Origin of the sequence: Streptomyces sp. NPDC048606 (genome assembly GCF_040650855.1) — a bacterium.
GTDB lineage: Bacteria > Actinomycetota > Actinomycetes > Streptomycetales > Streptomycetaceae > Streptomyces.
Map to the genome: position 1 here is coordinate 18,566 of NZ_JBEZIB010000041.1, position 26,072 is coordinate 44,637.

Here is a 26,072-nt window from a genome sequence, read left to right on the forward strand (position 1 = left end):
CATGGACGCGGGCGGATCCGTACGCCGGGACCGGAAGCACGCCGGCGACCGCGGCCAGGTGGCCGTCGAGTTCGTCGGCATGGTCCCGCTCATCCTGCTGCTCGTCGCGGCGGTGTGGGAGTGCGTACTGATCGGCTACGCCTTCTCCCTCGTCGGCAACGCCGCCGACGAGGCGGCCCGCGCGGGCGCCGTCATGAACGACGGGGCGTGCGTCGCCGCCGCCGGGGAGCACATCTCCGGGGCCTGGGGCAGGGAGACGGACTGCGGCCGGGCCGGGGACGTCTACAAGGCCACCGTCTCGGTGCAGATCCCCGTGCTCTTCCCCGGCCTGAACTTCGGCCGGATCCACGGCACCGCCGGCGCCGCCATGGAACGGGAGGAGTGAGGCGCAGTGAGGAGCACCGAGGACGTGAGGACACCGACACCGCGCACCCGCTCCGACCGGGGCCAGGTCGCCCTGGAGTACATCGGCTTCGTCCCGATCCTGCTGTTCGTCGCGCTCTGCGGGATCCAGCTCGGCTGGATCGCCTACGTCCACGAACAGGCCGACACCGCCGCCCGGACGGCGGCCCGCGTGGAGGCCCGCACGGGCGGTGGCGGGGCGGCGGCCGGCAGGGCCGCCGTACGCGGCGGCCTCACGGCGACCGTCGTCGTGACCAAGAACGCCGACGCCGTCACCGCGAACGTCTCCATCACCATCAACTCGATCATCCCCGGACTGGACCCCGAGCCGGCCACCGCCACCGCCGTCATGCCCAACGACGACCCCGGCACCCTCACCGACCCCGACACCGACCCCGACACCCTCGTGAACAGCGCCGGCGCCGACGACCCGAAGGGATCCCGACCATGAGCCTGCGTTCCCGGGTCACCACCCCCGAAGACCGGAGCGGCCCCCGCGAGGACGGCCACCTGGTCTCCTCCTACCGGGCCAAGCTGCTGGAGGAGATCGACCTCGCCGAGATGTCCGCGCTCGCGCCCGCCGAGCGCCGCGCCCGCCTCGAACGCGTCCTCGGGCACATCATCAGCCGCGAGGGCCCCGTCCTGTCCACCGTCGAACGCGACCGGCTCATCCGCCGGGTCGTCGACGAGGCCCTCGGACTCGGCGTCCTGGAACCGCTCCTCGAAGACGCCTCCATCTCCGAGATCATGGTCAACGGCCCCGACCAGATCTTCGTCGAACGCGCCGGCCGGGTCGAACAGCTCCCGCTGCGCTTCGCCTCGCACGAACAGCTCATGCAGACCATCGAGCGCATCGTCTCCACCGTCAACCGGCGCGTGGACGAGGCCAACCCCATGGTCGACGCCCGCCTGCCCAGCGGCGAACGCGTCAACGTCATCATCCCGCCGCTCTCCCTCACCGGCGCCACCCTCACCATCCGTCGCTTCCCGCGCGCCTTCACCCTGCCCGAGATGATCACGCTGGGCTCCCTCGACGAGCAGATGCTCCTGCTGCTGTCCGCGCTGGTCCAGGCGAAGCTGAACGTGATCGTCTCCGGGGCCACCGGCACCGGAAAGACCACCCTCCTCAACGCCCTCTCCGGACTGATCCCGGAAGGCGAACGCATCATCACCATCGAGGACTCCGCCGAACTCCAGCTCCAGCAGGCGCACGTCATCCGCCTCGAATCCCGCCCCGCCAACGTCGAGGGCAACGGCCAGATCACCATCCGCGACCTCGTACGCAACAGCCTGCGCATGCGCCCCGACCGCATCATCGTCGGCGAGGTCCGCGGCGGCGAGACCCTCGACATGCTCCAGGCCATGTCCACCGGCCACGACGGCTCCCTGGCCACCGTCCACGCCAACAGCTCCGCCGAGGCCCTCACCCGCCTCCAGACCCTCGCCTCCATGTCGGAGATCGAGATCCCCTTCGAGGCCCTCCAGGACCAGATCAACAGCGCGGTCGACGTCATCGTCCAACTGACCCGCTTCGGCGACGGCTCGCGCCGCATCACCGAGATCTCCCTCCTCGAATCCCACGGCCGAGAAACCTTCCGGACCACCACCGTCTGCCGGTTCCTCGCCCAACCCATGGGCCACGACGGCCGGGTGCACGGCCACTTCGTCCACCACCCGCTGCCGCGCCGCACCGCCGAACGCCTCTACCTGCACAACCAGCCCGTCCCCCAGGCCTTCGGCGTGGCCCCGCCCGACGGCTTCCACGACCCGCTCACCTCACGGACCGTCCTGTGACCAACCTCGTCCTCCTCACCCTCGGCGCCACCCTGCTGGCGGGCCTGTTCGTCACCCTCGGCGTGCACGCGTACGCCGCCGGCCTCGAACGCCGCGCCGCCCTCATCGAACGCCTCTCCGCGGAGGGGACCCCCGAGCCCACCGGCCGCCGGCGCCGCTTCCAGGGCGTCGACCGGCGACTGCGCGGCACCCGGCCCGGCCGCCGCCTCGAACGGAAGCTGGCCACCACCGGCCTGGACCTCACCCCGGGCGAGTTCTTCGTCTACATGCTGGCCGCCATCGCGGGCGTCTGGCTCGTCTGCGCCTCCCTGCTGGCCCCCTTCTTCGGGCCCGTCGCCGGACTGATCGGCGTCTGGGCCGCGAACGCCTTCCTCAACTGGCAGCGGGCCCGGCGCACGGAGCGCTTCATCAACCAGCTCCCCGAACTGGCCCGCATCCTCGCCAACGCCACCCAGGCCGGGCTGGCCCTGCGCACCGCCATCGCGATGGCCGCCGAGGAACTGGAGGCGCCGGCCGGCGAGGAACTGTCCCGGGTCGCCGACCGGATCGCCGTCGGCCACTCCATCGAGGAGGCCCTCGGGGAGATCGTCGAACGGCTCCCCTCGCGCGAGCTCGTCGTCCTCGTCTCCACCCTCGTCCTGTCCGCCCGCGCCGGCGGCGCCATCGTCGGCAGCCTGCGGAACCTGACCGTCACCCTGGAACAGCGCAAGGAGACCCGCAGGGAGATCCGCACGCAGCTCTCCCAGGTCACGGTGACCGCGTACCTCGTGCCCGCCATCGGCCTCGGCTCGCTGCTGCTGGTCAACACGATGATGCCCGGAGCCCTCGACCGGATGACCGGCGCCTTCGTCGGACAGCTCGCGGTGATCGTCTCGCTCGGCCTCTTCGCGCTGGGCTTCGTCCTCATCCGCCGGCTCTCGAAGATCGACGTGTGAGGGGGCACCGGTGACCGCGCACGTACCCCTGCTCCTGGCCCTGACCTGCGCCCTGTCCGTCTTCGGCATCCTGCACGGCATCCGCCTCTACCGGGCCGACGTCAAACTCCCCACCGACCTCGCCCTCGCCCTGGAGGTCGGCGCCACCCGCACCACGGCCGTCGGCTCCGTCATCGACCGCCTCGGCATCCGCTGGGCGCCGCTCGTCCTGCGCCTGATGGGCCCCAGGCAGGTCGCGCGCAAGCGCCGCCAGATCGACATGGCGGGCAACCCCGCCGGCCTGACCATCGACCGGTACGCGGCACGCCGCGCCGTGTACGGCTTCCTGGGCGGCTTCGGCGCGCTGGCCATGCTGATGAACGGCCGCCTGGTACCCGCCCTCCTCATGATCGCCTTCGGGCTGTTCTGGATCGAGTTCGGCCTGTGGTCCGCGATCCGGGTCCGCCGCGACCACATCGAGCGGATACTGCCCGACTTCCTCGACGTGCTCGCCGTCGTCGTCAGCGCCGGACTCGGCTTCCGCCAGGCGCTGGAGAGGGTCGCCGACAAGTACGACGGCCCCTGGTCGGACGAGATCCGGATCACCCTCCAGCAGATGGACATGGGCGTCAGCCGCCGCCAGGCCTTCGACGACCTGCGCCGCCGCAACGACTCCGAGCAGGTCGCCCAGTTCGTCACCGCCCTCCAGCAGGGCGAGGAACTCGGCTCCCCGATCGTCGACACCCTCATCGCCATCGCCGAGGACATGCGGCGCACCGACGCCCAGAACGCCCGCCGCCGGGCCGCCCGGGCCGTCCCGAAGGCCACCTTCGCGGTGACGATGTTCATGCTGCCGGGCACCCTGATCCTCCTCGTGTGTGGCTTCGTCTACGGGGCGGACGTCGACTTCGGCGCCCTGCTCGGGGGCGGGTGATGGCCATCCGCGTCCTGATCGCGGACGACGACCCCGTCGTCCGGGCGGGCCTGGCCGCCCTCCTGTGCGAAGCCGGCGGCTTCGACGTCGCCGCCCGGGCGGCCGACGGCCACGAGGCCCTGACCCTGACGCGCCGCCACGCCCCGGACGTGATCCTGCTGGACGTCCGCATGCCCGGCGTCGACGGCATCTCCGCCCTCCCGCACCTGGTCACCCTGGCCCCCGTCCTGATGCTGACCCACAGCCGCGACGCCGGCACCGTACGGGAGGCCCTGCTCCTGGGCGCGGGCGGCTACCTCGTCCACGGCGAGTTCACCGCCGAGGACCTGATCCGGGCCGTCCGCGACGTCCGCGAGGGCCGCGCCCACTTCACGACGACGGCGGCGACGGCCCTCCTCGCGGACCTCCGGGCCTCTTCGCAGCCGCAACGAGCTGTGGCATCCTCGACGGAGCGGATGCACAACTCGGTGACGTACGGGCTGAGTTCGCGGGAAGCGGAGATCATGGACCTGATCGCGTCCGGCATGAGCAACCAGCAGATCGCCGGAGCCTGCTTCATCAGCGAGAAGACGGTCAAGAACCACATCAACCGCATCTTCGCGAAGCTCCGCAGCACCACCCGCAGCGAGGCGATAGCCCGCTGGCTGGGAACCGCCCGTCCGGGAGTGACCGGCCATGGCTGACCGCCGCGCACAGTGGGTCCGCATTTGGGCCCCGGGACCCTTGGTGACGACCCGTAACCCAACGTACCGTCCGCAAATCGACAGCGGCCCCGGCCCGGGAGGAACCCCCGATGTTGCAGAACACCCTGGCAAGGATCCGAAACCGCTACACGGTCAGGCCCGCGAAAGACCGCGGCCAGACGGCGTTCGAATACCTGGGGATCATCCTGGTGGTCGTGGTGATCATCGGCGCGATCATCGGTACGGGCATCGGACAGGCCATCACCACCAAGATCACAGGGGCGGTCGCCAGTATCACTGCCGGAAAGTGAGCCGGCGGCGACCGGGCGGAGACCGGGGGCAGGCCTTCCCGATCTACATCGTGGTGGTGGTCGGCCTGCTCTTCGCCGCTTTGGCCTTCTTCGTCGTGGGCCAGGCGAGCGTCACCCGCAGCAACGCGCAGGGCGCCGCCGACGCCGCCGCCTTGGCGGCCGCCGGTGAAGCCAGGGACAACGCCTTCCTGGGGCTCGACCTGCTCAGCCTCGGCCCCGGTGACTGGGGAAGGCTGGTAGGCGGCGACCTGCTCACCGGCCGGGGGGCATGCGCGAAGGCGGACGAGTTCGCCGCCCTGAACGACGCCACCGCGGTCTGCGAAGCGGCCATCCCCGTCGTCACCGTCCGGGTGACGACCAACGGCACCGTCGGGCGATCGGTGGTGCCTGGCACGGAGGGAACGCACGGCGAGGCGACCGCCAAGGCGCGCATCAAGCCGCGGTGTTCTTTGAGTTCGGTCCCGGCTCCGGCACCTTCCACCCAGCCGTCGGAGCCGACGCCCGGTCCGACCCCCAGTCCGAGCCCCTCCCCGGGGGCCGGAGGTGTCAGGTTCCTGTGCGACGGGAAGCCGCTCACTTTGGATCCGGCGAATCCGGGTCCACTGACCAAGGTGGCGAGGGCGCTCTTCACCGTTCGACTGGTCGACTGACACGTACGCGAGAGAAGGAAGCTGCATAGATGAGCACTCGGCACTCGGCGAAGATCCGTGGGGGAGCGGCCGCCGCCGTTGCGGCCGTTCTCGCGATCACGGTGGCGGGTTGCGGAGAAGGGGGCGACGACAAGCCCAAGGCGGGGCAGCAGCCCTCGGCGAAGCCCCAGGGGGAAGCCCCCCAGTCGCAGGTGCCCAGCGGTAGCCCCAAGCCCACGCCAACGGAGGTGCTCGCCACAGTCAACGGGGAGGGCGGAATGACCTTGACCGTCAACAGGGCGGCCCGCGACGCGGGGGGATTCCTCACCGTTGAAGGTCAGTTGAAGAACACCGGTTCCACCCCCTACGTCAACACGGCTCCTTGGCGTGGAAACGAACTCAACGCCAGCGGTGTATCGGTCGCGGGTGTCACCCTGGTCGACAAGGCCGGCAAGAAGCGCTACTACGTGCTCCGTGACACGGACGGCAGGTGCCTGTGCACCACCGGCCTCGCCATTATCGAAGCCGGACAGTCGGTGCCGTTCTTCGCTCAGTTCCCGGCGCCGCCGGCCACCACGACGGAGGTCGAGATGAGCCTCCCCACCTTCAACACGGCCACCATCAAGGTCTCCGGGTGACCCCATGACAAAACGCCACCGCACAGCCGCCACGACCGCCGTCGCCGGGCTCGTCATCGCCGGCGCCCACATGATCGGTGCGACCGGAGCGTACGCCGACGAGGTGCAGCCCTCCGTGCCCCCCGGGACCGAGCCGTCCGCCGCGGCGCCCGTGGCCATCGACTCCAACGCGCCCGGCCTCAAGATCCCCCAGGGCGGGACCCTCGCGCCCATCAAGGTGCTCGACATCGCCGAGGTCGTCGAGGACCTCGGCGGTGAGCAGCGGCGGCAGGAGACGAACCAGACCGTCATGATGGCGTTGCAGTCCGAGGTGCTGTTCCCCGAGAACAGCGCGGTGTTCAACGCCCAGGCGTCCGCCCGGATACAGGCCATCGCCAACGAGATCAACACCCAGAAGGCCACCCGCGTCCGCGTCTTCGGCTTCACCGACGACCAGGGCAGCTACGAGCACGGCAAGGAGCTGTCCAAGCAGCGCGCCGACGCCGTGCAGGCGGAGTTGGCCAAGACCGTGACCAACCCCGGCGTCACCTACGACGTCCGCGGCTACAGCGAGGACTACCCGATCGCCGACAACGGCACCGAGGAAGGCCGCAAGAAGAACCGCCGGGTCGAGATCACCTTCCCCCGGGGAGCCTCCTAGCCGCTCTGTTGCGGGGAGGCCTCGGCGCCCCCGCCGTCGAGCGCCGGTTCCGACAGGAGGCGGTGCGCGGCACGGGCGGCGTGGCGGGCCGGTTCGGGGCCGGGGTCGAGGGCGGCGACCGCCGTGGCGCCCTCGACGAGGATCAGCAACTGGTCGGCGAGCACCGGGTCGCCCGGGGCCAGGTCGCCGAGCAGGGACCGCAGCTCCGCCTTGTGGCGGCGCACGACGTCCAGCACCCCGGCGGGGCCCGCGCCGAGTTCCCCGTGGGCGTTGAGGAAGGCGCAGCCGCGGAAGCCCGGTTCCCCGAACCAGTCCTCCAGCCAGGCGAAGAGCGCCGCCACCGGGTCCGGGGCGCCCGTCACGGCCTGCCGCAGGCTCCGGATCCAGCGCCGGTCGCGCCGCTCCAGGTAGGCGGTGACCAGCGCTTCCTTCGACGGGTAGAGCCGGTAGAGCCGCTTGAGCGCGACCCCGGACTCCGCTCGGACGCGGTCCATGCCGACGGCCTGCACGCCCTCGGCGTAGAACAGGGCCTCGGCCGCGTCCAGCAGGCGGGTCCGGGTCTGTTCGTCGTCGGTGGGGGGAGCCGTGCGGGGGGTCATGGGGGAAGGGTAGTCCAGATCCCTTGCGGGGAGAACGGTCGTTCTCTAGGGTGTGGGGAGAACGATCGTTCTCCTCGCACCCCCCGAGTCGAGCCGTAGCGAAAGGCCGCCCTCATGAGCTCCGAGTCCGCCGTACGTCCGCCCCTGCCCCCCTTCACCGAGGAGTCCGCCCGCGCCAAGGTCCAGGCCGCCGAGGACGCCTGGAACAGTCGCGACCCCGAGCGCGTCGCCCTCGCCTACACGGAGGACTCCGTCTGGCGCAATCGCGACCGCTTCCTCACCGGCCGTGACGAGATCCGCGCCTTCCTCGCCGACAAGTGGGAGCGCGAGCTCGACTACCGCCTGCGCAAGGAGCTGTGGGCCTACACCGGAAACCGCATCTCCGTCCGCTTCGAGTACGAGTGGCACGACGCGGTCGGCCGGTGGTTCCGCAGCCACGGCAACGAGCAGTGGGAGTTCGACGCCGACGGCCTGATGCGCCGTCGCGAGGCGAGCGTCAACGACGTCCCCATCGCCCCCGAGGACCGCCGCCTCGCCTAGTGGCAGCTCGGCAGCTCGGGCTGCCTCGTCCGCTCAGGCCGCGTCGTCCGCGCCGTGCGCCCGCGTGATGAGGTCCGTCGCGACCTCCAGGGCCGCGAGCCGGGTCTCCTCCGGATCGCCCTCCACGTGCTGGAGGAACATCATCCCCGCGTGCAGGGTGAACAGGGCGCTCACGCAGCGCACCTGGTCGGTCAGCGGGCCCTCCTCCGTGCGCAGGAGTTCCACCAGCGTGAAGAGCCGCTTCTTGACCGTCTCGCCGATGCTCAGCTCCCGCATCGTCGCCTGGTTCTCCTGCATGAAGCGGTACAGCGGGGCGCCCGAGGCCATCGCCTCGCTGTAGCGGCGCAGCACCTCGCGCTTGGTCTCCAGGGTCCGGGGCTGTTCCCCCGCCCATTCGATCAGCTCGTCGATCGGCCGGGTGAGGTCCTCGAAGACGCTGATGATGATGTCTTCCTTGGTCTTGAAGTGGTAGTACAGCGCCGCCTTCGTGACCTCCAGCCGCTCCGCGATCTCCCGGAGCGAGGTCTTCTCGTACCCCTGCTCCGCGAAGAGCTCCAGCGCGACGTCCTGAATGCGCTGGCGCGTGTTTCCGCGCCTGCCCTGCGGAACCGCGCCGCCGGAGCTGCTGGACATGACTCTCCCCATGCTTGCTTACTTGACGCCCGGCTAGTGCCGGGTCTACCTTCCCCAGTGTAGTGAACTAGCCGGGCGACAAGTAAGTTCCCGGCCGGGCGAGGAAGCGCTGGTGCCAGGGGAGTGGAAATGACCGAGACAGTCAAGCCGACGGCGAAGTCCGGGGAGGTGAAGCCGCGCAGCGTCCGCGTCGTCCTCATGGCCCTGATGATCGCGATGCTGCTGGCCATGCTCGACAACATGATCATCGGTACCGCCATGCCGACGATCGTCGGCGAGCTCGGTGGTCTCGAACACCTCTCGTGGGTGGTGACCGCCTACACCCTCGCCACCGCCGCCTCCACGCCCATCTGGGGCAAGATCGGCGACCTGTACGGGCGCAAGGGCTCCTTCCTCACCTCGATCGTCATCTTCCTGATCGGCTCCGCCCTCAGCGGCATGGCCCAGGACATGGGTCAGCTCATCGGCTTCCGCGCCATCCAGGGCCTCGGCGCCGGCGGCCTGATGGTCGGCGTCATGGCGATCATCGGCGACCTGATCCCGCCCCGCGAACGCGGCAAGTACCAGGGCATGATGGCCGGCGTGATGGCCCTCGCCATGATCGGCGGCCCGCTCGTCGGCGGCACCATCACCGACCACATGGGCTGGCGCTGGTCCTTCTACATCAACCTCCCGCTCGGCGCCGTCGCGCTCGCCATGGTCACCGCGGTCCTGCACCTGCCCAAGAAGGCGGACGGAGTCCGACCGAAGATCGACTACATCGGCGCGGCGCTGCTGACGATCGCGATCACCTCCACCGTCCTCCTCACCACCTGGGGCGGCACCGAGTACGCCTGGGGCTCCGCCCAGATCATCGGCCTGATCGTCGTCGGCGTGCTCTCCACCGCGGCCTTCCTCTACGCCGAGACCAAGGCGGCCGAGCCGGTCATGCCGCTGCACATCTTCCGCAGCCGCAACTTCACCCTGATGTCCGTGATCGGCTTCCTCGTCGGCTTCGCGATGTTCGGCGGCGTGCTCTACCTCCCGCTGTTCCAGCAGTCGGTGCAGGGCGCCTCGGCCACCAACTCGGGCCTGCTGCTCCTGCCGATGCTGCTCTCGATGATGCTCGTCTCGCTCGTCGCGGGCCGGATCACCACCAACAGCGGCAAGTACAAGATGTTCCCGATCATCGGCGGCGCGCTCATGGTCGTCGGCATGTTCCTGCTCGCGACCATGGACACCGGCACCTCGCGCCTGGTCTCGGGCGTCTACATGGCCGTCCTCGGCGCCGGTCTGGGCTTCCTGATGCAGATCACCATGCTGGTCGCGCAGAACAGCGTCGAGATGAAGGACATGGGGGTCGCCTCCTCCTCCGCCACCCTCTTCCGCACCCTCGGCGGATCCTTCGGCGTGGCCCTCATGGGCTCGCTGTTCACCGGGCGGGTCACGGACACCATGTCCGAGCGGCTCGGCCCGCAGGCCGCGAACGCCGCCGGCGCCGCCCAGCTCGACGCGGCGAGCCTGGCCAAGCTGCCCGAGCAGGTCCGTGACGCCTACCAGCACGCGGTGGCCGCCGGCACCCACTCCGCCTTCCTGCTCGGAGCGGCCATCGCCGTACTGGGCTTCCTGGCGGCCTGGTTCGTCAAGGAGGTCCCGCTGCGGGGCGCCGGCCCGGCCGCGCAGGCCGCGGGCGAACAGGCCAAGGGGGCCGCGGCCCCGCAGGACACCTTCGCGCACTGAGCCGCACCGAGCCGCACCGAGCCGCATCACGAAGGCGGGTGCCGCCCCGGGTCCTCCCGGGGCGGCACCCGCCTTCGTCGTGCGGCCGTGTGACGGAAGCGGTCGGAAGTGTCATTCGGGGCCATGAAGGACCAAAGTCCTTATTACCTGTAATTTATGGGGCAATTGAGCGGAACCCCTCACCAATCCAAGGCGTCATGACCCACAAGACCCTTTCAAGGGCGGATGGGGAGTGGACACATGACGCGTACGCAGAAGCACGGAGGCCTCCGGTCCCGGATCGCCGTGGGAGCCTCGGCCGTCGCCGTCGCCGCGACCATATGGGGAGTCACCGCCCTGGTCACGACCGACGGCGACGCCGGGCGGCCCGCCGGAAGCCAGTCCCGTACGGACGACGGCCCGGCCGGCTCCGGCCCCTCGGCGGGTTCCTCGGCGGGCTCCCCCTCCGGCATACCCGAGACCATCGCCCACCTCTCCGAGGCGGGCGGCGACGCCGTCAACATCACCATCGACGACGGCCCCGACCCCCGCTGGACCCCGCAGGTGTTGGACGCCCTGGCCCGGCACGGAGCCAAGGCCACCTTCTGCATGATCGGCCCCCAGGCCAAGGCCCACCCCGACCTGGTCAAGCGGGTCGTCGCCGCCGGCCACCGGCTCTGCGACCACTCCATGACCCACGACACGGGCATGGACAAGAAGCCCGTCGCCTACCAGCGGGCACAGATCCTCGACGCGAAGAAGCTCATCGAGGAAGCGGCCGGCGGCGGCGCGAAGGTCGAGTACTACCGCGCCCCCGGCGGGGCCTTCACCCCCGACAGCCGCCGCATCGCCGCCGCGGCCGGGATGCGCCCGCTCGGCTGGAACGTCGACACCAAGGACTTCGCCAAGCCCGGAGCCGCCGCCATCGTCGACACCGTCAAGCGCGAGATCGGCAACGGCCCCACCCTGCTCTTCCACGACGGGGGCGGCGACCGCCGGCAGACCGTCATCGCCCTCGACCAGGTCCTGACCTGGCTGAAGGAACAGGGCCGCCCGACCGGCTTCCCGATCCGTACGGCGCCCGAGTCCCCCTGAGGACCGCCGGACCCTGACACGCCGTCCGGCTGCGAACGGGTGACGGTCGACCCCCCGGACCCGCCCGGGGTGTTCCCTGGTCGCGCACGCAGCACCGTACGCGCCACCCCACCCGTCCCACGCGCGACCAGGAGACCCCGTGATCCAGCCGGACCAGCTCACCGACCCGACCGTCCGCGCCTTCGTCCACGCCGTCAACGCCGGCGACCGCGCGGCCTTCACGGCGCTCCTGACCCCCGGCGCGACCATGTCCGACGACGGCTCCGACCGGGACGTCGCCGACTGGACCGAACGCGAGATCTTCTCCTGCAACGGCCACATGGCCGTCGCCTCCGAGTCCGACGGCGGGCGCGCCCTGGTCGTCGACTACCGCAACGACACCTGGGGCGAGATGCGCACCGCCTGGCGGTTCCAGGTCACCGGCGACGGCCACGTCAGCCGCTTCGAGACCGGCCAGGCCTGAGCCCCGCCGGCCCCGTCCCCGCCGGCCCCGTCCTCACAGACCGCGCGCGACCTTCAGCACCGCCGCCGTCAGCCGCTCGTTCTCCGGGGCCATCCCGCCCGGGAAGGCGAAGCGGCGGCGCGTGTACCCGTACGCGATCCCCGTGACCGGGTCGGCGAAGCCCTGGCCGCCCGAAGCGCCCTGGTGCCCGAAGGCCTCCGGACCCACGGCGGGCTGCCGCTCGAAGCCCAGCCCGAAGTGGTCCGGGGTCGCCGTGACCACGTCTACGTCCGGAGTGTGCGGACGGGCCACCTCGGCCACCGCGTCCGGCTTCAGCAGCGGACCCCGGTCGTCCAGGCCGGCGGCCGCCGCGAACAGGGCGGCCACGCCGCGCGCCGAGCCGACGCCGCCCGCCGAGGCCGGACCGAGGGCCAGCGTCTTCGGGTGGTTGGCGTAGGCCACCATGTCCATCGGCGGCTCCCGGTGCGCGTTGAAGGCCACCTTCATCAGTTCGGGCATCGGCCCGCCGGCGACGAGCTCCGCGATCTGCTCCGGCGTCGGCAGCATCTCCAGGACCGGCTTCCAACGGCCCTCCTGCTCCGCCGGCAGCCCCAGGTACAGGTCCAGCCCGTACGGGGCCCGCACGCGCTCCTCGTACAGCTCCTGGACGGTGCGGCCCGTCACCCGGCGCACCACCTCGCCCGTCAGGGCGCCGATCACGAAGGCGTGGTAGCCGTACGCCGTCCCGGGCTCCCAGTAGGGCTCCGCGCCGGCCAGCCGCTCCGCGATCAGGGCGTCGTCGGCGACCTCCTCGTACGAGAGGCCCTCGGGGGTGTTGATCAGCCCCGAGCCGTGCGCGACGAGCTGCCGCACCGTCAGCCGCTCCTTGCCGTGGCCGGTGAACTCCGGCCAGTACGAGGACACCGGTCGGTCCAGGTCCAGTACGCCGTCCTGCGCGAGGAGGGCGACCACCAGGTGCGCGGCGGCCTTCGTGATCGAGAAGACCCCGGTCAGGGTGTCCGCCCCGGTGTCCTCGCCGGCCCACAGGTCCACCACGGTCCGCCCGTGGTGACTTACCGCCAGCTGCGCCTCCGGCGCGTGCGGTTCGGCGGCGACGAAGGCCTCGAACTCCTCCCGGACGCTCTCCCAGCCCGCCGCCACCGTGCCGTTCACGGTCACGCTCATGTTCGTCCCCCGCTGCTTCGTATCGGTCGTTCGTGTCGTGCGAGGCGAGACAACCAGAGGCCCAGGGCCGGTGTTCCCGCCCTGGTGGGGAATGTGTCACCTCCGCCCCGCGGCGCCCTCCCGTACGGGTGAACGCGCGCACGGCCTCGTTCCGGCCCGCCGGAGCGGGGCGTTGGTACGGGCATGAACCGCACCCGCACCGCCGCCCTCGCCCTCGCCGCCGCCGTCGCGGCCCTCGTCCCCGCCCTCGGTCAGGCCCCGGCCGGCGCCGCCGAGGCGGCGAAGTACCTCCAGGACCCGGCCGGGGACGGCAAGAAGATGAAGTCGATGTGGACGAAGGACGACATGCACAAGGTGGAGGGCCAGTTCCGGTTCTACCCCGGCGTGCAGTACAAGACCGTCACCCGTCCGGGGCCCGACGGCGCGCGGGAATGGGAACGCCAGGTCGGCGACCCGAAGACGCTGGCCTGGCTGCCCTCGTACGAGTTCGCCTGGGCGGTGTCCGACTCCGCGCTGGTCAAGAGGGCCGTCACCACCAAGGAGGGCAAGCACCCGATCGTCGTCCACGCCGTGCTGCGCGACGCGAAGCGCGCCAAGGCGGGCGAGGTCACCCGGGAGCTGAAGGACCGTCCGGCGACGGGCAAGGAGAAGGTGGCCGGAGACCGGCGGATCGCCTGCGACACCGGTGTGTACACGGTGGAGTGGTCGGTCACGCGCACCGGCTACGGGACGCTCACGGGCACCCTGAACTGGGATTCCAGCTGCGAGCAGTACCGGACGGCGTTCGCCGCGAACCACGGCGGGATCTAGCCGCCGAGGAGGGGAGGGGGGAGGAGCGAGGAAGGCCTGTCGCCCCGTGCACCTTGTGGGTGCCCGGCGGGCGACTGGGCCACGGCCTTGGATCAAGTGCCGTCCCCGTCATTCTGCCGCACGGGATGGGGTGCGACAGGGGTCGAAGGTCCTGTGTCGTACGGGACTTCGGGGGGTGTGCCGCGTTCAGTTCCGCGGAGCCGCCGCGGAGGCCTTGGCCTTCGCGGCGATGTCCTCCAGGACCGCCTTGGGGTTGCCGTTCGGTTCGACGGCGCGGCCGATGTTGCGCTTGAGGTTGTCGCTGACCTTCACCCACGACGGGTCGTTCACCGGGTACAGCTGCGCGCCGCGCAGGGCGGTCAGGAAGTCCGTGTCGATGGCGTCGAGGCCGCCGCCCGCCGGGGTGCGGGACGCGGTGACCGTCGAGGGCAGCAGATGGTAGCGGCCCGCGAAGTCCGACAGGTTCTTGTCCTGGTAGACGAAGTCCAGGAACTTGCCGATCTCCTCCTTCTTGCCGTTCTGCTTGAACGCCATCATCCAGTCGGCCACGCCGACGGTCGGCGGGGTCTCGCCCACGCCGAGGGCGTCCGAGACCGGCATCGACACGGCCTTCAGGCTGATGCCCTTGGCCCGGGCCTCGTGGGAGAGGGAGGGGTAGCCGTTGACCATGCCGACCTCGCCGCGCAGGAAGGCAGCGAAGGCGTCGGCGCGGTTGAGCTGGGACGGCGGGGTCGGTCCGGTCAGGCCGGGGCCGACCAGCTTCTCCTTGAGCCAGTTGAAGGTGTAGACGTTCTGTTCCGAGGCCAGGGCGTAGTTGCCGCTGCTGTCGGCGTAACCGCCGCCGTTGCTCAGCTCCCAGATCAGCGCCTCCGCGTGCGCCTCCTCCGGCCCCAGCGGCAGCGCGTACGGGTACTTCACGCCCTTGCCCTTGAGGGCCTTGGCGGCGGCCTCCAGGGCGGACCAGGTCTTCGGGGCCTCGGTGATGCCGGCCTGCCGGAAGAGGGTCTCGTTGTAGAACAGCAGGCGGCTGCTCGCCACGAAGGGCAGGCCGTAGAGGGTGTTGCCGACCGAACCGGCCTCGGCGAGCGGCGGCAGGAAGTTCGCCTCGGCGGAGATCGAGAGGAGTTCTTCCGCGGAATAGAGCTTTCCCTGCGCGGCGAAGTCGGAGTAGGAGCCCATCAGGGCCATGTCCGGCGCCTTGCCGTCCTGGACCATGCGGCTGACCTCGCGGTCGATGTCGGCCCACGGCAGGAGTTTGACCTCCACCTTGATACCGGGATGGGCGGAGGTGAAATCGTCCGTCACCTTGTCCCAGAAAGCCTTCGAGCTGTTGCCCGCGTTGTCGCCGTATTCGGCGGCGATCAGGCGCAGGGTGTCGCCGCCGCCTCCCGCCTCCGAACTTCCGCAGGCAGACAGCGGTATCAGCAGGCCGAAAGCGGCCACGGCGGCCGTACTGCCGAATATTTTCCGTCGCACGGGTGGGTACCCCTGATTTTCTTTTGAGCCCGTTATTACTTATGAGTTACTCCGGGCTGGGGTGTCCCTCCGTGGCCCGTTGGCCGGAATTCTCTCCTGGCCCCCGGGTGGTTGGTTCCATTGGGTCGGCACTTGTGTTCAATGCTCCAAGTGCGGGATTTCCCCATGGTGTTTTCCGATATGCGTCGGCTCTTTTGGACGCGCGTAGAGGCGGCAGAAGTCCACAGAAACGCCGAAAAGCCCGATTCCGGGTCGGAAGCGGGTTGTGGTCAGGCGGAGGGCGTCGGCGGCGGGTGGCGGGCGGCCGGCGTCGGGCGGTGGAGTCAGTCGGCGAAGTCGCCGGCGTACGGGTCCGGCTCGCCCGTCTCGGGATTGCGGCCCTCCTGCCAGCGCCGCTGGGCCTTGCGCCAGTGGACGAAGCCGATGTGCCCGGCGTCCCAGAAGGTGATCCCGACGGGGCTCACGTCGAACTCGTCCGAGCACAGCCGCAGCAGGAACTCGGCCATGCCGTACGGGTACACGGCGAAGGCGTCGGCCGTGTGCCGCCCCACGACCAGGACCGGCCACCGGTCCGGGTCCGGACCGTCGGTCAGCCAGCACAGGATGTCCGAGCCGCCCGTGACCCCCCAGGCGAGGATCGACTCCGGATCCACGTCGAAGGCGGCCCGGCCGCCCTGGTCCGCCCAGATCTGGCGGGCGTTCGCGGTCTCCTCGGCCATCTCGGCCGGGTCCCACTGGAGTCCGGGCTTGGGCAGCGGCAGCAGGATGGAGGCCTCGCCGTTGATGGAGCCCGCTCCGAAGCGGCCCATGAAGGCGACGTAGTCGGCCGGGAAACGGGTCCCCCAGGCGGCCTCGGCGGCCTGCCAGTCGATGTCCTCGTCGGCCCCGTGGGTCGCCGGCATGATCTGCTCCAGCGCACCGATCCGCGCGTTCTCCGTCATGCCGCTCCCCTGAGACCCCAGCTCAACCGCCCCAACCTACCGCCCGTCGGCGTCGCCGGCCGGCCCCGGTCGAGCCGCCCTCGGGTCCTCGCCCGGCCCCGTCGCCACGCGCACCCGACAGCCCGGGCGCAGCCCCCAGCCGGCCATCGCCCCCGCGTCGGCCTCCAGTACGTGCAGGGAGCGCGGCCGGGGCAGCCCGAGCCGGCCCGGCCGCATGGTGACCACGGCCAACACCCGCAGCCGCCGGTCCAGATAGGCCACGTCGACGGCGAAGCGCATCCCGAAGGTGTGCACGCTCGCCGCCGGGGTCAACAGCAGCGCCCCCTCGACCCCGTCGCGCCCGAGCAGGCCGCGCGTCCGGGCCCGGTACGAGGCCGCCACCTCCAGCGGCACCTCGACCCACGGACCCCCCTCGGCGACCTCGACCCCGAGCGTGCCCCCACCGTCCCGCCAGCGCCCCATGGCGGCAGCGTAGGCCCTGACGGGGCTGTCCCGCGGATCACGACGGGGCTACCTTCGGCGGGTGCGGGTATTCGTGATCGTCATCGCCGTCGCGTACGGGGCGACCGCCGGGCTGCTGCTGCCGCGCGCCGTCTACCGACTGTCCGCCCCGGCGGGGGAGCCCTGGCGAGAGCTGTGTCCCGACGGGCACCGGGTCCCCGGCTGGCTCGGGCCCGCCCGCTGCCGCGCGCCGGGGCACGGCTACGGGGCGGGCCGGGTCGGCCTCCTCGCCGCAGTGGCCGGCGCGGCCGTGTGCGCCGCCCTCGCGGCCGCGTCGGGCCCGCGCCCCGAGACGGCGGTGTTCGTCGCGCTCGCCCCGGCGCTGGTGCTGCTGGCCCTGGTCGACCTGGCCGTGCACCGCCTGCCCGACGTGCTCACCCTCCCGCTCGCCGCCGCCACGGCCGCCCTGCTCGGCCTCGCCGCCCTGCTGCCCGGCGCCGCCGGGTCGTGGCGGCTCGCGCTGCTGGGCGGGGGCGCGCTCGGGGCGGCGTACCTCCTGCTGTACCTGATCAACCCGGCCGGGATGGGCCTCGGCGACGTCAAGCTGGCGCTCGCGCTGGGGGTCGCTCTTGGGTGGTACGGGTGGGGGGTATGGATCGCCGGAGCCTTCCTCGGCCTCCTCTACGGCGCCCTGTACGGCCTCGGCCTTGTGTTTCTCGGCCGGGCGACCCGCCGGACGGGTTTCGCCCTGGGCCCCTTCATGGCCGCCGGAGCCCTCACCGGAATGCTGCTGGGCGGATTCGGAGCGTAATCATTTGGCGCCGATGCACGCATCAGGCTTTACGAAGGGTTATGGTGGAACCCCCCCCTCGGGCCGGTCCGTATCCCCCCCACGGACCGGCCCGTTTTTTCTTTTCCCGCGCTTTCCTCAGGATTTCCTCAAGCCCGGGGCATCGCCGCAGGTCAGCCGCGCTGGGCCCAGATGTTGGTGCCGGGGGTGGACACCGCGAAGGAGTCGATCTCCTTCAGTTCCTCCGCCGAGAGGGGCTCGCCGGCCAGTGCCGCGACGTTCTCCTCCAGCTGCCGCACGCTCGACGCCCCGATGAGGGCCGAGGTCATCCGGTCGTCGCGCAGCACCCACGTCAGCGCCAGCTGGGCCAGCGACTGGCCGCGCCGCGCGGCGATCTCGTTCAGCCCCTCCAGGCGCCGCAGCACGTCCGGCGACAGCAGCGAGGGGTTCAGGGACTTGCCCTGGCTGGCCCGCGAGCCCTCCGGGATGCCCTGGAGGTACTTGCCGGTGAGCATGCCCTGGGCGAGCGGCGCGAAGGAGATGCAGCCCATGCCGGCGTCCTCCAGGGTGTCCAGCAGCGCGTCCTCCTCCGTCCAGCGGTTGATCATGGAGTACGAGGGCTGGTGGATCAGCGGGCGCACGCCCATGTCGGTGAGGATCCGCGCGGCCTCCGCCGTCTGCTCGGCCGTGTAGGAGGAGACGCCGACGTAGAGCGCCTTGCCCTGGGCCACCGCGGACGCGAGCGCGCCCATGGTCTCCTCCAGCGGGGTCTCCGGGTCGAAGCGGTGCGAGTAGAAGATGTCGACGTGGTCGACGCCCATCCGCTTCAGCGAGGCGTCGAGCGAGTTCAGCAGGTACTTGCGGCTGCCCCACTCGCCGTAGGGGCCGGGGTGCATCAGGTAGCCGGCCTTGGTGGAGAGGACCAGCTCGTCGCGGTACCGCGCGAAGTCCTGGGCGAAGATCTTGCCGAAGTTCAGCTCGGCGGAGCCGGGCGGCGGGCCGTAGTTGTTGGCCAGGTCGAAGTGGGTCACGCCGAGGTCGAAGGCGCGGCGCAGGATCGAGCGCTGGGACTCCAGCGACCGGTCGTCGCCGAAGTTGTGCCAGAGGCCGAGGGAGATGGCGGGGAGCTTGAGGCCGCTGCGACCCGTGCGCCGGTAGGGCATGGAGTCGTAGCGGGAGGGCTCTGCCCGATAGGGATTGTTATCAGTCACGATGTCCTCCCTATCACGGACTTGTGACAGACCGAGTTGGGTACCCGATCCCGGCGCGCAGTAATGTGGCGGACCTCGGGGGAGACCGCAATCGGCACGGGGGCATTGCACGGAGGGGCTCGAAGATCGTGAAGCTGCGCGACCTGGTGTACAGGCTCTATGCACGCCGGGTGGAAGGCCGCCTCGACCATGACGCGTCGCCCAAGCACATCGGCGTGATCCTGGACGGGAACCGGCGCTGGGCCAAGGCGTCCGGAGGCACGACGGAGCAGGGCCACCAGGCCGGCGCCGACAAGATCTCCGAGATGCTCGGCTGGTGCACGGAGACGGACGTCGAGGTCGTCACGCTGTGGATGCTCTCCACCGACAACCTGGACCGGCCGGAGGTCGAGCTCCGGCCGCTGCTCAACATCATCGAGAACACGGTCCGGGGACTGGCCGAGGACGGCCGCTGGCGCGTCCACCACGTCGGCAACCTGGACATCCTGCCCTCGCGCACCCAGACCGTGCTGAAGGAGGCCGAGCAGGCCACGCACGACGTCAAGGGGATACTCGTCAACGTCGCCGTGGGCTACGGCGGCCGACAGGAGATCGCCGACGCGGTCCGCTCGCTGCTCCTGGAACACGCGGAGAAGGGCACCTCCTTCGAGGAGCTCGCCGAGGTCCTCGACATCGACCACATCGCGGAGCACCTCTACACGCGCGGCCAGCCCGACCCGGACCTCGTGATCCGCACCAGCGGCGAACAGCGGCTGTCCGGATTCATGCTGTGGCAGAGCGCGCACTCCGAGTACTACTTCTGCGAGGTGTTCTGGCCGGCCTTCCGCAAGGTCGACTTCCTGCGCGCCCTGCGCGACTACGCCGCCCGTCACCGGCGGTACGGGACCTGAGCACGGGAGCCCCCCGGCTCCCCGCGCGGCACCCGGACACCACGGGCCGGACACCCCCGCGTCACACCCGCCCCTCCCACGAGGCCTTCACCAGGGGTTCACCGAGCGTCCGTCATATGCCATGGCATGGCGGCCCGCGTTCGAGGGCATAACCCAGGCAGGTCGACGCCCGATCCACGGGTGTCGAGTCTCAGCGGACGGCACAGGGCCGTCCGCCCGGGAGGCCCTTTGCACCAGGACGAGCGTGCGGTTCGCACGGACGGATTGGAGGGCCGGAAAGCGGCCCTGGCATGGGAGCCGTTGACCGGTCCGGTCTTCATGGCCCGACCTCTTCCGAGGGGGTACGTCCTTCCGTGGTGACCAGCACAAAGCGCCGCCTGCCCGACAGGCGGACCTACGTCCTCGACACCAGCGTCCTGCTGGCAGACCCCAACGCGTTCTCCCGATTCGACGAGCACGAGGTCGTGCTCCCGATCGTGGTGATCACCGAGCTGGAGGCCAAGAGGCACCATCCCGAACTCGGCTACTTCGCGCGCCAGGCCCTGCGCCTGCTCGACGACTTCCGGGTTCGCCACGGTCGCCTCGACGCCCCCATCCCGTTGGGCGATCTGGGCGGCAGCCTGCGCGTCGAGCTCAACCACTCCGACCCGGGCGTCCTGCCCGCCGGCTTCCGGCTGGGGGACAACGACTCGCGGATCCTCGCCGTCGCCCGCAACCTCCAGGCCGAGGGCTACGACGTCACGGTCGTCTCGAAGGACCTCCCGCTGCGCATCAAGGCCTCCTCCGTGGGGCTGCTCGCGGAGGAATACCGCGCCGAACTCGCCATCACCGCCACCGGCTGGACCGGCATGAGCGAGCTCGCCCTCTCCGGCGAACAGGTCGACCTCCTCTACTCCGAGGAGCGGCTGTACGTCCCGGAGGCCGCGGAAATGCCCGTGCACACCGGGCTGGTCCTCCAGTCCGAGCGCGGCAAGGCCCTCGGCCGTGTCACGGCCGACGGCAACGTACGGCTGGTCCGCGGCGACCGGGAGGCCTTCGGGCTGCACGGCCGCAGCGCCGAGCAGCGCATCGCCCTCGACCTGTTGCTCGACCCGGAGATCGGGATCATCTCGATGGGCGGCCGGGCCGGCACCGGCAAGTCGGCGCTGGCCCTGTGCGCGGGCCTGGAGGCGGTGCTGGAGCGGAGGCAGCATCAGAAGGTGATGGTCTTCCGGCCGCTGTACGCGGTCGGCGGCCAGGACCTCGGGTACCTGCCCGGTGACGCCTCCGAGAAGATGAGCCCCTGGGCGCAGGCGGTCTTCGACACCCTCTCGGCGGTCGCCGGGCGCGAGGTCATCGAGGAGGTGCTGAACCGGGGGATGCTGGAGGTCCTCCCGCTCACGCACATCCGCGGTCGCTCGCTGCACGACGCCTTCGTGATCGTGGACGAGGCCCAGTCCCTGGAGCGCAACGTCCTGCTGACCGTCCTGTCCCGGATCGGGGCCAACTCGCGGGTGGTCCTCACCCACGACGTGGCCCAGCGGGACAACCTGAGGGTCGGTCGGTACGACGGGGTCGTCGCCGTGGTCGAGAAGCTGAAGGGGCATCCGCTCTTCGCGCACGTCACGCTGACGCGCTCCGAACGCTCTCCGATCGCCGCGTTGGTGACGGAGATGCTCGAAACGCTCTGACCCGGACAGCGGAGGCACTGGTTCCGAACCGGTCAAAAACCGCATAGCGGGATGATGAGTTGACGCCGCCCGGCAAAGGTCCGAGAGCCTAGCCGGGCGGCGTCGCGTCGCACAGGCCTTTGTCGAAAACAGACGCGACATCCCTGGTGTGACCTTTCCCACGCAACGCGGAATTGCCTTGCGGCGTCGGGGTCCGGCAGAGTCTGGTTTCCGTCAGGCCCCGCATACGGCACACCTGTATCTCCCGTCGTACCGACGAGCGATGCGCGCAGCACCACAACTCCACAGCCGATGACCGTATGCCGCCCGGTTTCACGCGGCAGCCCCCGCAGGGGAGTTGCCCACGGGCCCGTGTCTCCAGTGATCGCACCACCCCGGAGACCAGTGTCGAAGGGGCACTCTCGCGCCCGCGCGGTCACTGCGGACGCTGCTGGAAGGACACCGTGTGAGCCGGATCTCGGTCCGGGGGTTCGCCGTGGCTTCGGCCACCGCGGTCACCACCGTCGGCGCAGTAGTCGGCGTCGCCACTGGCGACGCCTCCTCTTCGAACGACCTCGAGACGACCGCGTCCGGCGCGACGCTCCTGGCCGAGGTCCCGGTCGGCGAGCAGGCACAGGTCCAGAGCGCCACCCTCGCGCAGCAGGCCGACAGCATCGCCCACGCGGCCGACGCCGACGCCAAGCGCTCCACCGAGGAGGCCGCCCGCCTCCAGGCCGCCGAGGACGCCAAGGCCAAGAAGGCCGAGGCGGAGAAGGCCGAGAAGGCGAAGAAGGACAAGGAAGAGGCCGACGCCAAGCTCAAGGCCGAGCGGGAGAAGGAGGGCGAGGTCGCGAGCCGGTCCGCCACCCGCGACGCCGGCGACTTCCCCGTCCAGGGCTCCTACACGGTCGCCCAGGTCAAGGAGATCGCCCGGCAGCTGGTGCCCTCCGGGCAGTTCCAGTGCTTCTCCAACATCATCAACCAGGAATCCACCTGGAACTACAAGGCCGTGAACTCTTCCTCGGGCGCCTACGGTCTGGTCCAGGCCCTGCCCGGCACGAAGATGGCCTCGGCCGGCGCCGACTGGCGCACCAACCCGGCCACCCAGATCAAGTGGGGCCTGGGCTACATGAACGAGCGCTACGGCAGCCCGTGCAGCGCGTGGAGCTTCCACCAGGCCAACGGCTGGTACTAGCCCACACCCGGTCAACCACGGGGAGCCCCGCACCGTCCTACGGTGCGGGGCTCCTCGCGTGTACGGTCGTGCGGGGTGTGACCGTACGAGCGCGACCGGCGCGGTGGACGGGGGGAAGGGAATGAGATGGCGAAGAGGGCAGGCTGGCTCGGTCGGCTCGGCAGCAGACTGAGCCGCATGGAGGCGCGCCTCGACGAGCGGCGCGCCGAGGTCGAGGCCGAGAGCGCGGTCGAACCGCCCTCGCTCCCGGTCGTCGCGGACGCGGCGCGGGAACCCGGCGGCTCGTCGGCGTACGCGCCCCCCGCCGCCCCCGAGCGGCCCGATCCGGTGACCGTCATCCCCTGGGGGGTGCGGGTGGCCGCCGAGGCCAGCTGGCGGCTGCTGCTGCTCGCCGGGATGCTCTGGGTGCTGATGAAGGTGATCAGCGAAGTGCGTCTGGTCGTCCTCGCCTTCGCCGCCGCCATGTTGGTGACCGCCCTCCTCCAGCCGTTCGTGGTGCGCCTGCGCCGGCTCGGGCTGCCGCGCGGGCTGGCCACCGCCGTCACCGCGATCCTCGGCTTCGTGGTGATCGGCCTCGTCGGCTGGTTCGTGGTCTGGCAGGTCATGGACAACCTGGACGACCTGTCCAGTCGTGTACGCGAGGGCATCAACGAGCTGAAGAGCTGGGCGCTCGACAGCCCGTTCCACGTGACCGAGAAGCAGATCAACGACATCGCGAAGAACCTCAGCGAGACCATCGGCACCAACACCGAGCAGATCACCTCGGCCGGACTCCAGGGCGTGACGGTCCTGTTCGAGGTGCTGACCGGCATGCTGCTGGCGATGTTCTCGACGCTGTTCCTGCTCTACGACGGCAAGCGGATCTGGACCTGGGTGCTCGGCCTGCTGCCGGCCGCCGCCCGTCCCGGTGTCGCGGGCGCCGGCCCGCGCGCCTGGCGGACCCTGACGGCGTACGTGCGCGGCACGGTGCTCGTCGCGCTCATCGACGCCGTCTTCATCGGTCTGGGCCTCTACTTCCTCGACGTGACGATGGCCGTGCCGCTGGCCGTGTTCATCTTCCTGTTCGCCTTCATCCCGCTCGTGGGCGCGGTGGTCTCCGGCGCCCTAGCCGTGGTGGTGGCGCTGGTGACCGAGGGGCCGTTCATCGCGCTGATGGTGGTGGTCGTGGTGCTCGCGGTGCAGCAGATCGAGGGCCACGTGCTCCAGCCCTTCATCCTGGGACGGGCGGTACGGGTCCACCCGCTCGCGGTGGTGCTCTCCGTCGCGGCCGGCGGCATGATCGCGGGCATCGGCGGCGCCGTCGTGGCGGTACCGCTGGTCGCCGTCACCAACACCGTGGTGGGCTACCTGAGGGCCTACTCCTACGAGCGCCACCAGGGGCACGCCGCGCCGGCCGGTCCGGGGCCGCACGGGGCGACGGCCACGACCGTCACCACCCGGGAGGCCGGGGATGATCAGCGAGCCTGAGCTGGAGGGGGAGTGGCCCCCGCAGCGGGCCGCCGCGGGGACGCGCGGGGGTGCCGAGGGGCCGGCCGGGCCGGACGGCCCCGAGGGCCCCGACGGGCCCGGGCGGCCGTTACGGGCGCCGCGCCGACCGTGGGCGTGGGCGCTGGGCGGGGCGGTGGCCGCCTCGGCGCTCTGGGCGGGGTTCCTCACCGTGCAGGATCGTTTCACCACCGCCGCGCCGCCGCCCGAGGTGGCCTACCGGCATTCCGAGGACCTCTGCGAGGACGCGCCGCTGTCCGCCATCGGCGCGCTGACCGGCCGCTTCGAACGCGGCCGGCCCAAGCACGGCGAGGACCCGCGGGTGGACTGGTCGTACTGCGGGACGGGCACGCAGTGGAACGAGGGCGGGGCCGGCTACGAGGTGCGCGTCCAGGTGGAGCTGCACAAGAAGGTCGACCCCGAGCCCGAGTTCGGCGCCGGCCCGAGCGGCGATCCGGAGGCCGGGTCGGGGCTCATCGAGGTCCAGGAGGTGCCGGGCCTGGGCGAGCGCGCCCTGTTCGACCGCAACGTGACGGCGCCCCGCCTGCGGGTCCTCGACGGGGGCGCGGTCTTCACGCTCACCCTCCAGGAGTACCGGGACGGGGGCGACCCCCTCGACGAGGACGCCGTCACCTCGGCGATGATCGAGGACGTGCGCACGCTGATGAAACGCCTGCGCGGCGGGACCTGAAGCCCGGACCGCCCCTTCGGTCGGCGGCCCGCCCCGGTCAGATCGTGACCGTGCCGTGGGCGGTGGCGAACTCGACCGACACCAGGCCCGGTTCCTCGTCCTCCACCCAGGTGACGTCGATCTGGTCGAGGGGGTGGTCGGCCGGTTCGCCGAGGAATTCGGCGATGGAGGCGGCGTCGCCCGCGATGGAGACCCCGTGGATGGTGGTGGAGGTGCGCGGGTCGGCGCTCGGGCGCTCCTCGGTGGGGACCAACCACTGCAGGAAGTAGGGCAGTTGCGGATCCTCCAGCAGCTCCAGCAGACCGATCTGCTTCCACCGCAGGTCGAACCCGTCGGGGCGGACCCGGTGGCCCTCGGTCGAGGTGCGGCCGAGGCGGGCCTCGACCGGGGCGATGTCGTCGATGGAGACCACCCAGCCGAGCCAGCCGCCGCCCTCGGCGGCGCGCCGCGCGACGGCCTGGCCGAAGGGGGCGCGGTCGGCGGCGGGGTGGTCGAGGGTGGTGACGACCTCGACGTAGGTGCCGCCGCTCAGCGGGAGGATGAAGTTGCGGGTGCCGAACCGCGGGTGCACGCCCCCGTCGACGAACCCGGCTCCGAGGGCCGATCCGATCCACTGGACGGTCGACACGAAGCTGTCGCGGGCCACGGCATAGGACACGTGATCAAGTCGCACCGCGTCATCATGGCCCGACGACCCCGCACAAATCCGGACGCCACGCCCGCAGCCCGCGCCGGCCGCGACCCGGGACGCGCGAAGGCCCCCGCGGCCGGTGTCGGCTGCGGGGGCCTTCGTCCGTACGGACGTACGAGGGGTGACTACGCGTCGGCCAGGGCGGCTTCGGCGTCGAGGGTCACGGCGACGGCCTGGATCACCGAAGCGATCTTGAAGGCCTCCTGGACCGTGTCCCGGTCCACGCCGGCCTTGCGCAGGACCTGCTCGTGCGAGTCCAGGCACTGGCCGCAGCCGTTGATCGCGGAGACCGCGAGCGACCACAGCTCGAAGTCGATCTTCTCCACGCCGGGGTTGCCGATGACGTTCATCCGCAGGCCCGCGCGCAGCGTCCCGTACTCCGGGTCGGAGAGCAGGTGGCGCGTGCGGTAGAAGACGTTGTTCATCGCCATGATCGCGGCGGCGGACTTGGCGGCCGCGTACGCCTCGGGCGTCAGCGCGGCCTTCGCCTCCGGCTCCAGCTCACGCAGGACGCGCGGGGAGCGGGCGGCGATGGCGCAGGACAGGACCGTGCCCCACAGCTGCTGCTGCGTCAGGGTGTCCTGGTTGCCGATGACCGAGCCGAGGTTCAGCTTCAGGTCCTTGGCGAAGTCCGGTATGGCGGACTTGAGGGTGTCGAGGGACAT

The 26,072-nt window shown here is 71.1% G+C and carries 30 protein-coding genes; 21 read left to right on the forward strand and 9 right to left on the reverse strand.

The window, feature by feature from the left end:
- The first annotated feature begins 1 nt into the window (after position 1).
- The 10 genes from AB0D01_RS33315 (at position 2) to AB0D01_RS33360 (ending at position 6,945) form a co-directional block, all read left to right on the forward strand.
- On the forward strand, positions 2–385 hold the full coding sequence (locus tag AB0D01_RS33315) for a TadE/TadG family type IV pilus assembly protein (protein ID WP_363061918.1): 384 nt from the start codon (positions 2–4) through the stop codon (positions 383–385).
- A 24-nt stretch (positions 386–409) separates the two neighbouring features.
- A complete protein-coding gene (locus AB0D01_RS33320; RefSeq protein ID WP_363061920.1) occupies positions 410–853 on the forward strand; it encodes a TadE/TadG family type IV pilus assembly protein in 444 nt (147 codons plus the stop codon).
- The gene (locus AB0D01_RS33325; RefSeq protein ID WP_363061922.1) at positions 850–2,196 is read left to right on the forward strand and encodes a CpaF family protein; all 1,347 of its coding nucleotides are present in this window, start codon (positions 850–852) and stop codon (positions 2,194–2,196) included. Before AB0D01_RS33320 ends, AB0D01_RS33325 begins: the two co-directional genes overlap by 4 nt.
- A complete protein-coding gene (locus AB0D01_RS33330) occupies positions 2,193–3,131 on the forward strand; it encodes a type II secretion system F family protein (RefSeq protein WP_363061924.1) in 939 nt (312 codons plus the stop codon). Before AB0D01_RS33325 ends, AB0D01_RS33330 begins: the two co-directional genes overlap by 4 nt.
- A 10-nt stretch (positions 3,132–3,141) precedes the next feature.
- The gene (locus tag AB0D01_RS33335) at positions 3,142–4,044 is read left to right on the forward strand and encodes a DUF5936 domain-containing protein (protein WP_363061926.1); all 903 of its coding nucleotides are present in this window, start codon (positions 3,142–3,144) and stop codon (positions 4,042–4,044) included.
- Positions 3,987–4,727 (forward strand): response regulator transcription factor, encoded by a 741-nt coding sequence (locus tag AB0D01_RS33340; protein ID WP_363061928.1) that lies wholly within the window; start codon positions 3,987–3,989, stop codon positions 4,725–4,727. The genes AB0D01_RS33335 and AB0D01_RS33340 overlap by 58 nt, the downstream gene beginning before the upstream one ends.
- A 110-nt stretch (positions 4,728–4,837) precedes the next feature.
- On the forward strand, positions 4,838–5,038 hold the full coding sequence (locus tag AB0D01_RS33345; RefSeq protein ID WP_363061930.1) for a hypothetical protein: 201 nt from the start codon (positions 4,838–4,840) through the stop codon (positions 5,036–5,038).
- Complete coding sequence (locus tag AB0D01_RS33350) at positions 5,035–5,688, forward strand: pilus assembly protein TadG-related protein (protein WP_363061932.1); 654 nt, start codon at positions 5,035–5,037, stop codon at positions 5,686–5,688. The genes AB0D01_RS33345 and AB0D01_RS33350 overlap by 4 nt, the downstream gene beginning before the upstream one ends.
- A gap of 29 nt (positions 5,689–5,717) precedes the next feature.
- Positions 5,718–6,305 carry a hypothetical protein gene (locus AB0D01_RS33355; RefSeq protein WP_363061934.1) on the forward strand — a complete coding sequence of 196 codons (588 nt, stop codon included), beginning with the start codon at positions 5,718–5,720 and terminating at the stop codon, positions 6,303–6,305.
- Between the two features lie 4 nt (positions 6,306–6,309).
- The gene (locus AB0D01_RS33360) at positions 6,310–6,945 is read left to right on the forward strand and encodes an OmpA family protein (protein ID WP_363061936.1); all 636 of its coding nucleotides are present in this window, start codon (positions 6,310–6,312) and stop codon (positions 6,943–6,945) included.
- Here the strand turns inward: AB0D01_RS33360 and AB0D01_RS33365 are convergent.
- Positions 6,942–7,544: a TetR/AcrR family transcriptional regulator gene (locus tag AB0D01_RS33365; RefSeq protein ID WP_363061938.1), complete on the reverse strand. Its 603-nt coding sequence runs from the start codon at positions 7,542–7,544 to the stop codon at positions 6,942–6,944. The two genes, AB0D01_RS33360 and AB0D01_RS33365, sit on opposite strands and share 4 nt — an antisense overlap.
- Before the next feature lie 114 nt (positions 7,545–7,658).
- Here AB0D01_RS33365 and AB0D01_RS33370 point away from each other — a divergent pair, with 114 nt between their 5' ends.
- Positions 7,659–8,084 carry a nuclear transport factor 2 family protein gene (locus tag AB0D01_RS33370; protein ID WP_363061940.1) on the forward strand — a complete coding sequence of 142 codons (426 nt, stop codon included), beginning with the start codon at positions 7,659–7,661 and terminating at the stop codon, positions 8,082–8,084.
- A gap of 33 nt (positions 8,085–8,117) precedes the next feature.
- On the opposite strand, the gene AB0D01_RS33375 is transcribed toward AB0D01_RS33370, so the two are convergent.
- Complete coding sequence (locus AB0D01_RS33375) at positions 8,118–8,717, reverse strand: helix-turn-helix domain-containing protein (RefSeq protein ID WP_363061942.1); 600 nt, start codon at positions 8,715–8,717, stop codon at positions 8,118–8,120.
- Positions 8,718–8,846: 129 nt separating this feature from the next.
- Here AB0D01_RS33375 and AB0D01_RS33380 point away from each other — a divergent pair, with 129 nt between their 5' ends.
- The 3 genes from AB0D01_RS33380 (at position 8,847) to AB0D01_RS33390 (ending at position 11,973) form a co-directional block, all read left to right on the forward strand.
- Positions 8,847–10,436 carry an MDR family MFS transporter gene (locus AB0D01_RS33380; protein ID WP_363061944.1) on the forward strand — a complete coding sequence of 530 codons (1,590 nt, stop codon included), beginning with the start codon at positions 8,847–8,849 and terminating at the stop codon, positions 10,434–10,436.
- Positions 10,437–10,676: 240 nt separating this feature from the next.
- A complete protein-coding gene (locus AB0D01_RS33385; protein WP_363061946.1) occupies positions 10,677–11,510 on the forward strand; it encodes a polysaccharide deacetylase family protein in 834 nt (277 codons plus the stop codon).
- Between the two features lie 139 nt (positions 11,511–11,649).
- Entirely contained in the window at positions 11,650–11,973 is a 324-nt protein-coding gene (locus AB0D01_RS33390) for a nuclear transport factor 2 family protein (RefSeq protein ID WP_363061948.1), read from the forward strand.
- Between the two features lie 33 nt (positions 11,974–12,006).
- Here the strand turns inward: AB0D01_RS33390 and AB0D01_RS33395 are convergent, their stop codons facing one another.
- Positions 12,007–13,137: a serine hydrolase domain-containing protein gene (locus AB0D01_RS33395; RefSeq protein ID WP_363061950.1), complete on the reverse strand. Its 1,131-nt coding sequence runs from the start codon at positions 13,135–13,137 to the stop codon at positions 12,007–12,009.
- Positions 13,138–13,320: 183 nt separating this feature from the next.
- On the opposite strand from AB0D01_RS33395, the gene AB0D01_RS33400 reads away from it, so the two are divergent.
- On the forward strand, positions 13,321–13,947 hold the full coding sequence (locus tag AB0D01_RS33400; RefSeq protein WP_363061952.1) for a hypothetical protein: 627 nt from the start codon (positions 13,321–13,323) through the stop codon (positions 13,945–13,947).
- Positions 13,948–14,133: 186 nt separating this feature from the next.
- On the opposite strand, the gene AB0D01_RS33405 is transcribed toward AB0D01_RS33400, so the two are convergent.
- From AB0D01_RS33405 to AB0D01_RS33415, 3 genes are all read right to left on the reverse strand, one after another.
- Positions 14,134–15,423: an extracellular solute-binding protein gene (locus AB0D01_RS33405; RefSeq protein ID WP_363061954.1), complete on the reverse strand. Its 1,290-nt coding sequence runs from the start codon at positions 15,421–15,423 to the stop codon at positions 14,134–14,136.
- Between the two features lie 323 nt (positions 15,424–15,746).
- Positions 15,747–16,364, reverse strand: a complete 618-nt coding sequence (locus AB0D01_RS33410) for an SMI1/KNR4 family protein (protein WP_363061956.1) — start codon at positions 16,362–16,364, stop codon at positions 15,747–15,749.
- Between the two features lie 36 nt (positions 16,365–16,400).
- Entirely contained in the window at positions 16,401–16,826 is a 426-nt protein-coding gene (locus AB0D01_RS33415) for a DUF192 domain-containing protein (RefSeq protein ID WP_363061958.1), read from the reverse strand.
- Between the two features lie 61 nt (positions 16,827–16,887).
- Between AB0D01_RS33415 and AB0D01_RS33420 the strand changes: the two genes are divergently transcribed.
- Positions 16,888–17,616 carry an A24 family peptidase gene (locus tag AB0D01_RS33420; protein WP_363061960.1) on the forward strand — a complete coding sequence of 243 codons (729 nt, stop codon included), beginning with the start codon at positions 16,888–16,890 and terminating at the stop codon, positions 17,614–17,616.
- Between the two features lie 152 nt (positions 17,617–17,768).
- Here AB0D01_RS33420 and mgrA read toward each other — a convergent pair whose 3' ends face one another.
- The gene (gene mgrA, locus AB0D01_RS33425) at positions 17,769–18,806 is read right to left on the reverse strand and encodes an L-glyceraldehyde 3-phosphate reductase (RefSeq protein ID WP_363061962.1); all 1,038 of its coding nucleotides are present in this window, start codon (positions 18,804–18,806) and stop codon (positions 17,769–17,771) included.
- A gap of 128 nt (positions 18,807–18,934) precedes the next feature.
- Between mgrA and AB0D01_RS33430 the strand changes: the two genes are divergently transcribed.
- The 5 genes from AB0D01_RS33430 to AB0D01_RS33450 all read left to right on the forward strand — a co-directional run bounded on the left by AB0D01_RS33430 (position 18,935) and on the right by AB0D01_RS33450 (position 24,716).
- On the forward strand, positions 18,935–19,696 hold the full coding sequence (locus AB0D01_RS33430; RefSeq protein WP_249767575.1) for an isoprenyl transferase: 762 nt from the start codon (positions 18,935–18,937) through the stop codon (positions 19,694–19,696).
- Between the two features lie 353 nt (positions 19,697–20,049).
- Positions 20,050–21,366, forward strand: coding sequence for a PhoH family protein (locus AB0D01_RS33435; RefSeq protein WP_363061965.1), 1,317 nt, complete (start codon positions 20,050–20,052; stop codon positions 21,364–21,366).
- 445 nt (positions 21,367–21,811) lie between these two features.
- The gene (locus AB0D01_RS33440; RefSeq protein WP_363061967.1) at positions 21,812–22,540 is read left to right on the forward strand and encodes a transglycosylase SLT domain-containing protein; all 729 of its coding nucleotides are present in this window, start codon (positions 21,812–21,814) and stop codon (positions 22,538–22,540) included.
- Between the two features lie 126 nt (positions 22,541–22,666).
- Positions 22,667–24,007, forward strand: a complete 1,341-nt coding sequence (locus AB0D01_RS33445; protein WP_363061969.1) for an AI-2E family transporter — start codon at positions 22,667–22,669, stop codon at positions 24,005–24,007.
- A complete protein-coding gene (locus AB0D01_RS33450) occupies positions 23,991–24,716 on the forward strand; it encodes a hypothetical protein (protein WP_363061971.1) in 726 nt (241 codons plus the stop codon). The genes AB0D01_RS33445 and AB0D01_RS33450 overlap by 17 nt, the downstream gene beginning before the upstream one ends.
- 37 nt (positions 24,717–24,753) lie before the next feature.
- On the opposite strand, the gene AB0D01_RS33455 is transcribed toward AB0D01_RS33450, so the two are convergent.
- Complete coding sequence (locus tag AB0D01_RS33455; protein ID WP_363061973.1) at positions 24,754–25,389, reverse strand: VOC family protein; 636 nt, start codon at positions 25,387–25,389, stop codon at positions 24,754–24,756.
- 143 nt (positions 25,390–25,532) lie between these two features.
- Positions 25,533–26,072, reverse strand: a complete 540-nt coding sequence (locus AB0D01_RS33460) for an alkyl hydroperoxide reductase (RefSeq protein ID WP_363061975.1) — start codon at positions 26,070–26,072, stop codon at positions 25,533–25,535.